Here is a 12,883-nt window from a genome sequence, read left to right on the forward strand (position 1 = left end):
CGTGATGCCATCCGTCAGCCACATCGTGCCGCTGCTGGTGGGCGACCCCGTCCACTGCAAGATGATCTCGGACATGCTGCTGGAAGACCACGGCATCTACGTCCAGCCGATCAACTACCCCACCGTGCCGCGCGGCACCGAGCGGCTGCGCTTCACCCCCAGCCCCGCCCACGACGACCGCATGATGGACGAACTCGTCGAGGTGCTCGAAAAGCTCTGGACCCACTGCAACATCAAGCGCATCGGCGGCGTCGCCGCCTGACGCCCGGCCCGACCGGGGGCCTCTACGGTCGCCCGACCAGGTCGTGGTCTTCGCGGCTTCCGGGGCGGTCCAGCAACTGCTGGATCGCCGAGATGAGGGTCGCCCCCTCCAGCGGCTTCTCGAGGATCGGCGCCGCAGCCTGGGCGGCCGCTTCGCGGAAGGCCGGCTTGGGGTGGCTGGTGACGAAGACGGCCGGCAGCGTGACCTGCCGCGCGCGAAGCTGGCGAAGCGTGTCGAGGCCCGAGATGCCGGGCAGGCGCTGGTCGATCACGAGGCACCCGGGCGTGGCGGACGGCGCGCGCAGCAGCAGGGCCTCCCCCGACTCGAAGGTCTCCACCGCGAAGCCGTCGAGATCGAGGGCGAAGGCGAGCGCGCGCCGCACGGCGTCGTCGTCGTCGACGACGTAGACGGTGGGACGGGGAGGCGGGCTCACGCGCTGATCCATGCCGCCAGTCTTCCGCCGCGCGAAGCCAGCGTCGTTGATCTCGCTCAAGCGGGCGCGCCGCGGCCTCCGTAGTGCTACCTAGGGGGCGGGCCCGAATGGCGACCTCAGGGCGCCTGGCGCTATCTCATCGCCATGAGGTCGCGGCCAGCGCGGCCTGCCCGGAGTGAGAGTTCCCGATGTCCGTCCCTGCCGTCGACCTTGCCGTCACCCATCGCCCGCACGGCGCGTCCGACCGGATCGCCCATGGCTTCGTCAAGGCGCTGCGCTTCTGCGCCGACACCTTCTTCGCCAGGCGCTACGGCCATCGCGCCGTGGTGCTGGAGACCGTCGCGGCCGTGCCGGGCATGGTCGGCGCGACGCTCAACCACCTGAAATGCCTGCGCCGGATGGAAGACGACCGCGGCTGGATCAAGACCCTGATGGACGAGGCCGAGAACGAGCGGATGCACCTGATGACCTTCATCGAGGTGGCCAGGCCCACGGTGTTCGAACGCTTCGTGGTCGTCGCGGCGCAGTGGGTCTTCTACCTGTTCTTCTTCGGCCTCTACCTGATCTCGCCGAAGACGGCGCACCGGGTCGTCGGCTATTTCGAGGAGGAAGCGGTGATCAGCTACACCCACTACCTGGCCGAGATCGACGAGGGGCGCTCGCCCAACGTCCCCGCGCCGGCCCTGGCCATCCGCTACTGGAACCTGCCGGCCGACGCGACGCTCCGCGACGTGGTCGAGGTGGTTCGCGCCGACGAGGCCCACCACCGCGACGTGAACCACGGCTTCGCCAACGAACTGGCCGGGCTGGTCGAGCCCGTGAAGATCCGCGCGGTCTGGCCGCACGAGCAGCTCCAGCCCCACTGGCGTGAAGCGGCCTGATGGAGATGAAGCCCCGCATCGGTCCCGGCGCCCTCGTGGGCGTCGACGAGGCGATGATCCGGCGCCAGGTGCATACGTTCTACGGGCGTGTGCGCCTGGATCCCGTTCTCGGGCCCGTGTTCAACGACGCCGTCGAGGACTGGGACGAGCACCTGGCGAAGCTGTGCGACTTCTGGTCGTCGGTGCTGCTGATGACCGGTCGCTTCAAGGGCTCGCCCATGGCGGCGCATGCGCGGCGGCCCGACATCAGGGACGAGCACTTCCCGCGATGGCTCGACCTGTTCGAGCGCACGGCCCGCGAGGTGTGCCCGCCGCCCGCCGCCGCCCTGTTCGTCGAGAAGTCGCGGATGATCGGGCGCAGCCTCGCCCTCGGCCTGGCCGTGAGCCGCGGGGAGATTCCGCCGCTCGGCTCCTGATCTAGAATCCGGCCAGCAGGGCGATGCGGACCAGCTCGGAGAGGCCGTTCGCGTGGGTCTTGCTCATGACGTTGGCGCGGTAGACCTCGACGGTGCGCTGGCTGATGCCGAGCTCGTAGGCGATCACCTTGTTCATCTTGCCGGCGATCACGCCGCGCAGCACCTCGGTCTCGCGGCCGGAGAGCGTGCCGAGCATCTGCTCGAAGCGCTGGCGCTCCTGGGCGTGGACGTCGCTCTCGGCCTGTGCGTCCAGCGCCATGCGGATCGAGCGCAGCAGCACCTCGTCGTCGAACGGCTTCTCGATGAAGTCGATCACGCCCGCCCGCATCGCCTCCACCGCCAGGGGCACGTCGCCGTGGCCGGTGATCACCACCACCGGGAGCTTGACGCCACGCTCCTTCAGGCGGCGCACCAGCTCCAGGCCGCTCATCTCGGGCATCCGCACGTCGGTGACGATGCAGCCGCCGGTGAGGGTCTCCGCGACCTCCAGGAACTCCGGCGCCGAGGCGTAGGTGCGCGCCGGCAGGTCGTTCATCTCCAGGACGAAGCTCACCGCCGTGCGGATCGCCTCGTCGTCGTCGATCAGGTGTACGATCGGCTCACTCATGGTCCGGACTCGCCAACTCCTCGTCGCGCACGCGGGGCAGGGTGAAGCGGAAGATCGTGCCGCCCTGCGGATTGGGCTCGACCCAGATGCGCCCGCCATGCGCCTCGATGATGGTGCGCGAGATCGAGAGGCCGATCCCCATGCCATGGGCCTTGGTGGTCATGAACGGCTGGAAGAGCTGCTGGGCCGCCTCGGGGCCGATCCCATGGCCGGTGTCGGTCACGGAGACCTCCACCATCTCGTCGGCGGCCGGATGCGCCCCCACGAGGATCTCCTTGCGCGGGCTGTCCTCCATCGCCTCCATGCCGTTGCGGATCAGGTTCAGCGCGACCTGCTGGATCTGCACCTTGTCGGCCAGGACGAGGCGAACCTCGGGGTCCAGGTCGTAGCGGAGCCGGACGTCGCGCTCCCGCGCGCCGATCATGGCCAGCGCCCCGGCCTCCTCCAGGAGCTGCGGCAGGCTCTCGATGCCGCGTTCGGCCTCGCCCTTCGACACGAAGTCGCGCAGCCGGCGGATGATCTGGCCGGCGCGCAGCGCCTGCTCGGCGCCGTTCGAGATCATCTCCTCCAGCCGGCCCTCGTCCAGCGGCTTGCGCTTCAGCAGCACGAGGCAGCCCTTCATGAAGCTCGCGGCGGCCGTGAGCGGCTGGTTGAGCTCGTGGGCCATGGCCGAGGCCATCTCGCCCAGGGCGGTCAGCCGCGACACATGGACGAGTTCGCCCTGGACGTCCTGCAGCCGTCGTTCGGCCGCCTGGCGCTCTGTCAGGTCGCGGACGAAGCCGGTGAAGTAACGCGTCTCGCCGGAGACCATCTCGCCCACCGACAGCTCCATCGGGAAGGTCGAGCCGTCCTTGCGCTCGCCCACCACCACGCGGCCGATGCCGATGATGCGCCGCTCGCCCGTGCTCAGATAGCGCGCGAGATAGGCGTCGTGTGCGGTGCGGTAGGGGTCCGGCATCAGGAGGCTGACGTTCTTGCCGACCACCTCGTCAGCCATCCATCCGAACTGGCGTTCCGCCGCGCTCGAGAAGGACTGCATGACGCCGTGCTCGTCGATCACGATCATCGCGTCCGGCACGGTGTCGAGGATCGAGCGCAGGTGGGCCTCGCGGGCCCGGGCGTTGGCGGCGAGCTGGCGGATCGCGCGGTTGCTGTGCAGCAGCCGTGAGCCGATCAGGCCGATGCCGAGCGCGAGGACCACGAAGACCCCCGCGCGGACGAGCAACGGGATGTCGCCGGCCATTCCGAAGCCGATCGCCTGGAAGCTGAGGACGATGGACAGCGCGCCGGCGAGGAGCGTGGGGCCGAGGCCGCCCACGGCGGCGGCGGCCAGAAGCGCCGGCACGAAGAGCAGGAAGACCAGGTCGTCGTGGAAATAGGGGTCCAGCAGGACGCGGAATCCCAGGCACGCGGCGGCGGCGGCCACGGCGACGGCATAGCCCGCGGCCCCCCGAAGGAGGCCGCGCCCGGTCGCTGGGGGTGTCGAGGCCTGCGCCATGGCCGAAGCGGTAGGTCCGAAGACGGGCGGTGACAAGTCCGGCTCGCCTCGGCGCGGCGGGTCGGGCATGGCGCGCGTCGCGCTTCGCGCCAGCCCGACGACATCGCCGGAGAAGGCGGGGCCTTCCGAGCCCCGCGCGACCGGGCTCAGTGGCTGAGCAGCACGAAGCAGGGCGGCCGGTGCAGGAAGCTGTCGGTCACGCCTCCGAACGCCCATTCGCGCAGGCGGCCGTGGCCGTAGGCGCCGGCGACGATCAGGTCGGCGCCGTTGAGGCCGGCGATTCGCTCGATCTCCAGCTCGACCGGATCCGGGCCGATCGAGGTGACCAGCGGCCGGGCGTCGACCCCATGGCGTTTCAGGTTGGCGACCACCTCGCCCGTCTCGCGGGCGGCGACGTCGGCCATGTCCGGCTTGACGACCGCGACGACGACCACCTGGTCCGCCCGCTGCAGGAACGGCATCGCGTCGCCCAGCGCGCGGCGGCACTCGCGCGTGTTCTTCCAGGCCACCACCACGTTCAGGCCGACCAGGTGGCTGCGGCCCTCGGGGACGACCAGCACGGGACGCCCGGCGGACATCACCACGTCCGCAGGGTTCGCCGACTGCAGGTCGCCGCGCTCGTTCCTCGGGCTGACCACGATCAGGTCGGCGGCGTGCGCGGCGTTCACGAGGGCGCGGTGCGGGTAGTCCTGCGCCGTGCGCCAATCGATGTCCGCGCCGGCGGCGTCACGGCGGAAGGCGGTCTCGGCGGCGGCGATGTTCTTCGCGATCTGCTCCTGCACGAGGGCGACCCATTCGGCGCCGGCGTAGCCCAGGAAGGCGCCGGAGTAGGGACCGGGATTGAAGGTCTCGGCCCCCACGCCGATCAGGCGGGCGTCCAGGTCCCGGGCCAGGCGCGCGGCGGCCTCGACGCGGTGGGAGGCGGCGGCGAGCCGCGGCTCGGCATGCACCAGGATCGTGGCGAAGGTGTTCGGACGGACGACCACCTCGGCCGCGTTCCGCTCCATCGTCTTCATCATCTTCGGCTCCTTGGCCAGGATGCGGCCGGCGTGGGCCTGCGACCGCTCAGGCGGGGGAGGCCGCTTCAGGCGGCGAGGGCCTCCAGGGCGGTCCATTTCCGGATCTCGAAGCGACGCGAGGAGGGGAACGCCACGATGGCCTCGCCCTGCAACTGGGTGAGCATCCGAGAGACGGTCTCGATGGTGAGGCCGAGGTAGTCGGCCATGTCCTGCCGGCCCATGGCCAGGTCGGCATGGTCGTCGCCGCCGCGCTGGGCGATCGACATCAGGAAGCTGGCGACCCGCTCGCGGGCGCTCTTGCGGCCCAGCATGACCACATGGTCCTGCAACCGCTCCATCTCCAGGCGCTGGGCTTCCAGGATCGCCCGGTCGAGCTCGGCGTCGCCGGCGGCGGCGCGCACGGCGCTGCGGCGGACCACCAGGATCTCGCAGTCGTCCAGCGCCTCGGCGCCGAAGCGGTGGTCGGGGCCGGGCTCCAGGCCGAAGAGGTCGCCGGGGTAGTAGAATGCGCCGACCTGGCGTCGGCCGTCGGCCGTCACGCGGCTGGTGCGGACCACGCCGCGCACGACCCGGTACAGCAGTTCCACGGCGTCGTCCTGCGCGTAGATCTCCTCGTTTCGGGCGTAGGCCATCCGCACGCCGTGGCGGTCGAAGGCATCGCTGAGCGCCGAGGCGGGCCGGGCGGCGCGCGGATCGTCGAGGGGATAGGCGAGGGTCATCGGCGGGCTCCAGTGCGATGGCCCAGAGCTAAGCCGTCGGTGCGTCGCCCGACATTCGTGGACGCCCACTAAGTACCAGTACGGAGGCGTGGGCGCGCCCGCGTTTGATCTGCGTCACGGAGGGGGCGCTGCGTCGGGCCGAACGTGTCGCTCCGGGCACGGGAGCTGAGCCATGGATCAAGGCGGCGTCACCTGGATCGTCACCGCGGACGGGCGCGACGCCCGGATCTTCTGCGAGCGCGCCCGCACCGGGCCGCTGCAGGAACTGCCCCGGCTGCGCATGACCGCGACGGACCGGGAGCGATCCGCCGGGGCGCGCCACGGGCACGACGAACGGGCGCCGCAACACGAGCCGGAACGCCGGTTCCTGCGCCGGGTGGCCGGCCGCGTGGCGCTCGAGGCCCGGCGCGGCGAATTCGAGCGGCTGGTGCTGATGGGTCCGCCCCGTGCGCTGGGCTTCCTGAAGACGGCCCTGCCGCCGGAGGTCGCGGCCCGCGTCGACGTGGTCGACCCGCACGCCCGGCGCCACGACGACCCGGACACCCTGCGCCAGCACCTGCGCCAGGCCCGCGCCCGGACCTGGGCATGAGCCTGGAACTGAGCTTCCACGGCGCGGCCGGCTGCGTCACCGGTTTCTGCGCGCGGCTGACGACGGCGCGGGCCAGCGTGCTGGTCGACTGCGGCATGTTCCAGGGCCCGAAGACCCTGAAGGCGCTCAACTACGGGCCCTTCCCGTTCGCGGCCGGCGAGATCGACGCGGTGCTGCTGACCCACGCCCATATCGACCACTCGGGCCTGCTGCCGAAGCTGATGCGCGCCGGCTTCCGCGGCCCGATCCTGGCCACGGCGGGGACCCGCGACCTCTGCGCCGTGATGCTGCCGGACGCCGGCGACATCCAGGAGAGCGAGGTGCGCCGCCTCAACCGCCGCAACCAGCAGCGCGGCCGCGACGCGGTGGAGCCGATCTATACCGCCCGCGACGCCCGCAGGACGCTGGAGCGGTTCCGGACGGTGAAGCTCGGCCGGCAGGTCGAGGTCGCGCCGGGGATCATCGCCCGCTACTGGGAGTCCGGCCACATCCTCGGCTCGGCGTCCGTCGAGGTGACGGTCGAGACCGAAGACGGGCCGGTGACCCTGCTGTTCTCCGGCGACCTGGGCCCGGGCGGCCGTGACTTCCTGCCCGACCCCGAGGGGCCGTCGGGCGTCGACCACCTGATCGTCGAGTCCACCTACGGCGGGCGCTCGCGCCCCATGCTCGACCCGGCCGCGCGGCGGCGCCTGCTGGCCCGGGAACTGCGCGACGCCCACCGCGCCGGCGGCCCGTTGCTGATCCCGGCCTTCGCGGTCGAGCGCTCGCAGGAACTGCTCGCCGACCTGCAGATACTCACCCGCGAGGGTGAAATCCCCGAGGCCGACATCTTTCTGGACTCGCCGCTGGCCATCGAGGCGACGGAGGTGTTCCAGAGGCGCGGCTGGAGCCCGGTAATGGAGGCCAACCCGTTCGTGGACCTGCGCTCCAGCGGACGCCTCAAGTTCCTGAAGGCGCCGTCCGAGAGCGACCGGCTGGAGCGGCTGCGCGGCTGGCACGTGATCCTGGCGGCCAGCGGCATGTGCGACGCGGGCCGGGTGCGCAAGCACCTGAAGCGCCTGCTCTGGCGGCGCGAGGCCACCGTGCTGCTGCCGGGCTTCCAGGCGCAGGGCACGCTGGGGCGGATCCTCGCCGACGGGGCGAAGACGGTGAGCATCGAGGGCGAACCCATATCGGTGCGCGCCCGGGTGCGTTCGCTCGACATCTACTCCGGCCACGCCGACCGCGAGGGCCTGGTGCGCTGGGCGTCGGCCCGCGGTCCGGTCCGCGGCCACGTGTTCCTGGCGCACGGCGAACCGGACGGCCTGGCGGGGCTGCGCGAAGGGCTGGCGAAGGCGGGGTTCGATCCGGCGCGGCTGGCGATCCCGGCCCTGGACGAACGCTTCACCCTGTCGAGGGCGGCCGCCACGCCGCAGCCCGGCCCGGCGCGGATCCTGCCGGCGGCCGCGTCGCGGCCCGACTGGCACAACGCCCGCGCCCGCCTGCTGCTCGACCTCAACGCCCGCCTGGAGGCCCTTCCGGACGACGCGGCGAGGGAAGCGTTGCTGGAAGGGCTGTCGAAAGCGGTCGCGCGCGGCCCCGCCGTTGACGCCGCTCAAGGCGCGCCCGCGCGAGAGGCGGCAGTCTGACCCCTGAGCCGTCGTGGCCGCGTCCGGCGGTCGCCATCCTGAGGAGAAGATCCATGTCCAAGTCCCTGACCAAACAGATCCGCCACGACCTCGAGGACACGCTCGAGGACGTCGCCAAGGCCCTGCGGAAGGCCGCCGACAGCCTGAGCGACGACGCCGAGACCGCGCTTGCGCAGGCGTCCCAGGCGCTGCGGGACGCGGCGGAACGGGTCGCCGAGAAGGCGCCGCCCGAGGTCCGCTATCTCGCGGACAAGGCGGTCGCCGAGGCCAAGGCCCATCCCATCGCCACAGCCGCCGCGGCGCTCTCGGCCACCGCCGCCCTGATCACCCTGCTCGGCCTGGGCCGGCGCAAGGGAGCCTAGAATCCGGTCCGGCCCACGGATCAGGCTCCGCGCCGGCCGCCGGCCGCGTCCCAGGTGTCCGGGGTGACGCCGGCCTGGCGCAGGACGGCGCGCTTGGCCTTGCCGGTGGGCGTGCGGGGGATCTCGTCGACGAGCTCGATGTAGCGCGGGACCATGAAGGCCGGCATGGCCGCGGCCATGAAGGCGTGCAGCGCCGGCGGGTCGAGGACGCGTCCGGGGCGGAGCAGGGCGACCAGCTTGATGTCGTCGTCCCAGAGCTGGGAGCGGACGCCCACCGCCGAACAGGCCTCGATATCGGGATGGCGCAGGGCGACGTTCTCGATCTCCTCCGACGAGATGTTCTCGCCACGACGGCGGATACGGTCGTCCTTGCGCTCCAGGAAGACGTAGGCGCCGTCGGGCGCGCGGCGGAACAGGTCGCCGGTGTGGAACCACAGGTTCCGCCAGGCGCGCACGGTGTCTTCGGGGCGGCGCCAGTAGCCTTGGTTCAGGACGAAGGGCTCGTCGGCGCGCAGGATCAGTTCGCCCGGTTCCCCGTCGGGGACCTCGCGGTCGTGGTCGTCGACGATGCGGCAGTGATAGCCCTCGCGCAGGTGGCCGCAGCTTCCGTCCAGTTCGTCCAGCCAGCCGCGCGAGGCGATGGGCGGGCTGATCTCGGTCATGTTGAAGACGGTGGAGAACTTGAGGCCCAGCCGCCGGGCGATCGGGCGGAAGTTCTCCGGGATGCGGCCGGTGCCCACATACCTCAGCGGCGATCCCCGGAATCCCTCGGGCAGTCCGGCCTGGCCGAGGAAGGCCAGGAAGGCGGCCATCAGGCCGGCGAAGTTGCAGCCGTAGCGCTCGATGTCGGACCAGAACTGCGACCCGCTGAACCGCTCGCGGAACACGACGTGACGCCGGTGCAGGATGCTGGCGGCGATCGTGCCGCGTCCGCCGGTGTGGAACAGCGGCGCCACCGAATAGGCGACGACCGGCTCGTCGATGTCGTGGCCGCGCGCGCCGGCCGCCACCTGGCCCCACGGGATCAGCACGCCCTTCGGATTGCCGGTGGTGCCGGACGTGAACAGCATGAGGGCGAGGTCGTGGAGGCCCGGCGGCTCTGGCGCGTCGATTGCGGCCTCGACGGGCGCCGGCGCGGGCGATAGCGGCGACAGGCGGGTCGGCGGGGCGCCGTCGCCGTCGTCCAGCACCAGGATGACGGGGCCGCCGGCCAGTTCGCCCGCGACCGCGTCCACGGCCGCGACGTAGCGGCGATGCACGATGATGTGGCCGGGCTCGCAGTAGTTCAGCACCTGGGCCAGGATCGCGCCCTGGTATTCGAGGTTCAGCGGCGCCTCCAGCGCGCGCAGCCAGCCGAGGCCCATCCAGACCCCGACGGCGTCGGCGCAGGTCGGGATCAGGGTCGCGACGTGGGCGCCGGCCCGGACGCCTGAGGCCGCCAGGGCGTCGCGCCACGCCAGGGCGTGGGCGTGCATCGCGCCGAAGGTCCAGGGCTCGCCGTCCACCATCTGGAAGAACGGCCGCCCGGGTTGCTCGGCGGCGGCCTGGGCCAGGGCGGCGGGGAGGGCGGCGGGCGTCATGCCAGGCTCCGCACGACGTGGTCGTAGGCCTGGTCCAGGCCCAGCAGCAGGTCCGCCTTCTTCGCCCGGTAGGCGCCGGCGTCCAGGCGCGCGAGGGCGTGCAGGAACGCCGCCGCCGCCTCGCGGGGCGCCGCGTCGTCGTCGAACAGGCGATGCACGAAGCCGATCTCCTCGGCCTGCTCGCCGGTGATCAGGTCGCCGGTGAACGTCAGCGGCGCGACCCAGGTCTGGCCCACCAGGCGCGGCAGCTTGTAGGACCAGCCCTCGCAGCCCCAGAGGCCCAGCTTGATGCGCGGGTCGCCGATCCTGCAGCCCCGCGTCGACAGGCGGAAATCGCAACTGCTGGCGTAGTCGTAGCCCGCGCCCACCGCATAGCCGTGCATCAGGGCCACCGTGGGCTTCAGGCAGTTGCGGAAGGCCGAGGTCACGTCGTTCAGCAGGATCGGGCCGACGCCCACGTCCAGCGGCACGCGGCGGTGCTTCAGCCGATCGGGCCAGCCGTCGGCGCCGTGCGGCTTGATGTCGTCGCCCGCGCAGAAGGCGCGCCCGGCGCCCGAGAGCACGATGACCCGGACCTCATCGTCGTCCTCGCCCGCGCGGAGCGCGTCGTAGAGGCCCTCGTGCTGCTCGAAGCCCAGGGAGTTCAGGCGCTCGGGGTTGTTGAGGATCAGGTGGAGGACGGGGCCGTCGCGTTCCACCAGCGGGGAGGGCCGGTCCATGGTCAGCGGCCCGTGAAGCGCGGCGGGCGCCGCTCGTTCCAGGCGCGGATGCCCTCGTCCTTGTCCTCGATGACGTTGGTCTGGCGCACGGCCAGGCAGTGGGACATGGCGGTCTCGAAGGCCATGTCGAGCTGGGCCAGCGTCATCTCCTTCTTCACCGCCAGCGAGCGGGTCGGCAGGCGCGCCAGCGTCACGGCGAAGGCCCTGGCCTCCTCGGCGAGGGCGGCGGCGGGATGCAGGCGGTGGACGAGGCCGATCCGCAGCGCCTCGGCCGCGCTCATGGCCTCGCCGGTCAGCAGCATCCAGGTGGCGCGCGACTGGCCGATCAGGCGGGGCAGGACGTAGGTCAGGCCCGTGGCCGCGTGGCGGGCCTGCAGGATGCGCGGGTCGCCCAGCCGGGCGTCGTCGGCCGCGATCCGGAAGTCGCAGACGGCCGCCAGGTCCAGCCCCAGCCCCAGCGTCTCGCCGTCGAGGACCGCCACGACCGGCCTGTTCGCCGCCCGCACGGTGCGGAGCATGTGCTGCTCGACCACGGGCGCCAGGCCATGCGGCCCGCCGGACCGGCGGTGGCGGAAGCGGTCCGGCCAGTCGCCCATCTCGCCCGGCGTGTCGCCGCCACAGAAGTCCCCGCCGCGGCCGCTGATCAGGATCGCGCGGACGTCGGGGTCCTCGCAGCCTTCGGCCACCCGCTCGGCGAGGGCCATCATCATCGGATGGTCCAGCGCGTTGCGCCGGCCGGGGCGGTCCAACTCGATGTGGAGCACGCTGTCGGCGATGCGGGCGTGGACGGCGCCGGCGCCGGTGGTGGTCTCGGGCATGGTCAGTGTTCGCCCGGGCCCTGGGCCGGGGCGTCCTTGGCGAACTTGAGGAGGAGGGTGGCGGGCGCGACGCCCAGGAGCAGCACCGCGAAGCACCAGAAGGCCGGCCGATAGTCGCCGAACACGTCGTAGACGTAGGCCGCCACCGGCGAGGAGACGAGGATCAGGGGCAGGGTCGCGCTCCTGAGCAGCCCGCTCGCCGCGCCGTAGGAGCGCGTGCCGAAGGTGTCGGCCACCGCGACGGCCGCCAGCGGCACGAGGCCGCTCAGCCCCAGGCCGTAGATGGCGGCGCTGGGCAGGGCGACGGCGAAGCCGTGGCCGGCGGCGAAGGCCACGGTCCCCAGGAACTGGGCCGCCGTGACGGCGATGATCGCCAGGCGCACGCCCACGCCGTCGGAGATCCAGCCGATGATCGGCTTGCCGAAGGCGGCGACGGCGGCCTCGACGGAGAGGACCAGGGCGGCCTGCTCGGCGGTCAGCCCCATGCCGCGCATGTGGCCGAACAGGTGCAGGTTCAGGCCGGACCACACGCAGTTCATCAGGCCGAACACGAGGACCAGGCCCCAGAAGCCCCGGTGGGCGAGGGTGCGCCGGATCGACCACTCCGGATCGGGCCGCGGTCCGGCCGCCGCAGGCCCGGCGTCGGCGTCGCCCGCGCCGTTGTCGATCTTCAGGCCCATGTCGGCCGGCCGCGCCCGCAGCAGGAAGAGGATCACCGGCAGGGCCACGGCCAGGGTCGCCAGGCCCAGCGAGGCATAGGCGGTCCGCCAGCCCCACAGGCCGATGACGAACGTCGCCAGCGGCGCGACCACCACGCCCGCCATCGAGGCGCCGAGGGCGTCGATCGCCAGGGTGAAGCCCAGGCGGCGGCGGAACCATTCCACGAGGATGCGGCTGGTGCCGAAGTTGCTGATCGCCACCCAGCCGACGCCCGACATCGCCCCGAACAGCAGGTAGAGCAGCCATAGCTGCTGCGCGCTCGAACTCAGCACATAGCCGAGGGCGAGGAGCGCGGCGCCGGCGGCGAGCACGATGCGCGGGGAGTAGCGGTCGAGCGCGCGGCCGATCAGGGGCGCGGAGAGGGCGCCGCTGACCTGGGCGCAGGTGAACGCCAGCGAGATCTGCAACCGCCCGACGCCGAAGCCCTCGGCCATCTCCGGCAGGAAGATGCCGCGCGAATAGAAGAAGGCGCCCGAGAGGACCGACAGCACGGTGCAGCCGAACAGCACCACCCAGCCGTAGAAGACGCGGGGTGGCCTCACGCCGGCGCGGGTCTCGGGGGTGGCCAGGTCCATGCCGTACATCACCGGGCGCCTCGCGCGCCGGCAACCCGCCAAGCGATAGGCAGTTGC

15 protein-coding genes are annotated in these 12,883 nt (G+C 72.3%); 6 read left to right on the forward strand and 9 right to left on the reverse strand.

Annotated features, from left to right (window positions below; translation table 11 throughout):
* A partial coding sequence (locus KF737_RS20245; protein ID WP_296459503.1) for an aminotransferase class I/II-fold pyridoxal phosphate-dependent enzyme occupies positions 1–262 on the forward strand: 262 nt, incomplete at its 5' end.
* Between the two features lie 22 nt (positions 263–284).
* Here KF737_RS20245 and KF737_RS20250 read toward each other — a convergent pair.
* Positions 285–695 (reverse strand): response regulator, encoded by a 411-nt coding sequence (locus KF737_RS20250; protein ID WP_296459505.1) that lies wholly within the window; start codon positions 693–695, stop codon positions 285–287.
* A 188-nt stretch (positions 696–883) separates the two neighbouring features.
* Between KF737_RS20250 and KF737_RS20255 the strand changes: the two genes are divergently transcribed.
* Both KF737_RS20255 and KF737_RS20260 read left to right on the forward strand, forming a co-directional pair.
* Positions 884–1,576, forward strand: coding sequence for an alternative oxidase (locus tag KF737_RS20255; protein ID WP_296459507.1), 693 nt, complete (start codon positions 884–886; stop codon positions 1,574–1,576).
* Entirely contained in the window at positions 1,576–1,992 is a 417-nt protein-coding gene (locus KF737_RS20260; RefSeq protein WP_296459509.1) for a group III truncated hemoglobin, read from the forward strand. The genes KF737_RS20255 and KF737_RS20260 overlap by 1 nt, the downstream gene beginning before the upstream one ends.
* A 1-nt stretch (position 1,993) precedes the next feature.
* On the opposite strand, the gene fixJ is transcribed toward KF737_RS20260, so the two are convergent.
* The 4 genes from fixJ to KF737_RS20280 all read right to left on the reverse strand — a co-directional run bounded on the left by fixJ (position 1,994) and on the right by KF737_RS20280 (position 5,835).
* Positions 1,994–2,599: a response regulator FixJ gene (fixJ, locus tag KF737_RS20265; protein WP_296459512.1), complete on the reverse strand. Its 606-nt coding sequence runs from the start codon at positions 2,597–2,599 to the stop codon at positions 1,994–1,996.
* On the reverse strand, positions 2,592–4,025 hold the full coding sequence (locus KF737_RS20270; protein ID WP_296459516.1) for a PAS domain S-box protein: 1,434 nt from the start codon (positions 4,023–4,025) through the stop codon (positions 2,592–2,594). Before KF737_RS20270 ends, fixJ begins: the two co-directional genes overlap by 8 nt.
* A 218-nt stretch (positions 4,026–4,243) precedes the next feature.
* Complete coding sequence (locus KF737_RS20275; RefSeq protein WP_296459519.1) at positions 4,244–5,116, reverse strand: universal stress protein; 873 nt, start codon at positions 5,114–5,116, stop codon at positions 4,244–4,246.
* Between the two features lie 65 nt (positions 5,117–5,181).
* On the reverse strand, positions 5,182–5,835 hold the full coding sequence (locus KF737_RS20280; protein ID WP_296459522.1) for a helix-turn-helix domain-containing protein: 654 nt from the start codon (positions 5,833–5,835) through the stop codon (positions 5,182–5,184).
* A 172-nt stretch (positions 5,836–6,007) separates the two neighbouring features.
* Here KF737_RS20280 and KF737_RS20285 point away from each other — a divergent pair, with 172 nt between their 5' ends.
* From KF737_RS20285 to KF737_RS20295, 3 genes are read left to right on the forward strand one after another with little or no spacing between them, the layout of a single operon-like run.
* The gene (locus tag KF737_RS20285) at positions 6,008–6,424 is read left to right on the forward strand and encodes a host attachment protein (protein WP_296459524.1); all 417 of its coding nucleotides are present in this window, start codon (positions 6,008–6,010) and stop codon (positions 6,422–6,424) included.
* Positions 6,421–8,052 (forward strand): MBL fold metallo-hydrolase RNA specificity domain-containing protein, encoded by a 1,632-nt coding sequence (locus KF737_RS20290; RefSeq protein WP_296459527.1) that lies wholly within the window; start codon positions 6,421–6,423, stop codon positions 8,050–8,052. The genes KF737_RS20285 and KF737_RS20290 overlap by 4 nt, the downstream gene beginning before the upstream one ends.
* Before the next feature lie 53 nt (positions 8,053–8,105).
* The gene (locus KF737_RS20295) at positions 8,106–8,414 is read left to right on the forward strand and encodes a hypothetical protein (RefSeq protein WP_296459530.1); all 309 of its coding nucleotides are present in this window, start codon (positions 8,106–8,108) and stop codon (positions 8,412–8,414) included.
* 20 nt (positions 8,415–8,434) lie between these two features.
* Here KF737_RS20295 and KF737_RS20300 read toward each other — a convergent pair whose 3' ends face one another.
* From KF737_RS20300 to KF737_RS20315, 4 genes are read right to left on the reverse strand one after another with little or no spacing between them, the layout of a single operon-like run.
* A complete protein-coding gene (locus KF737_RS20300; RefSeq protein WP_296459533.1) occupies positions 8,435–9,994 on the reverse strand; it encodes an AMP-binding protein in 1,560 nt (519 codons plus the stop codon).
* The gene (locus tag KF737_RS20305) at positions 9,991–10,713 is read right to left on the reverse strand and encodes an enoyl-CoA hydratase/isomerase family protein (protein WP_296459536.1); all 723 of its coding nucleotides are present in this window, start codon (positions 10,711–10,713) and stop codon (positions 9,991–9,993) included. Before KF737_RS20305 ends, KF737_RS20300 begins: the two co-directional genes overlap by 4 nt.
* Before the next feature lie 2 nt (positions 10,714–10,715).
* The gene (locus tag KF737_RS20310) at positions 10,716–11,531 is read right to left on the reverse strand and encodes an enoyl-CoA hydratase-related protein (protein ID WP_296459538.1); all 816 of its coding nucleotides are present in this window, start codon (positions 11,529–11,531) and stop codon (positions 10,716–10,718) included.
* 2 nt (positions 11,532–11,533) lie between these two features.
* On the reverse strand, positions 11,534–12,826 hold the full coding sequence (locus KF737_RS20315) for an MFS transporter (RefSeq protein ID WP_296459541.1): 1,293 nt from the start codon (positions 12,824–12,826) through the stop codon (positions 11,534–11,536).
* Positions 12,827–12,883: the final 57 nt, after the last annotated feature.

The sequence above is a fragment of the Phenylobacterium sp. genome, assembly GCF_019636135.1.
In the GTDB taxonomy this organism is placed as follows: Bacteria; Pseudomonadota; Alphaproteobacteria; order Caulobacterales; family Caulobacteraceae; genus Phenylobacterium.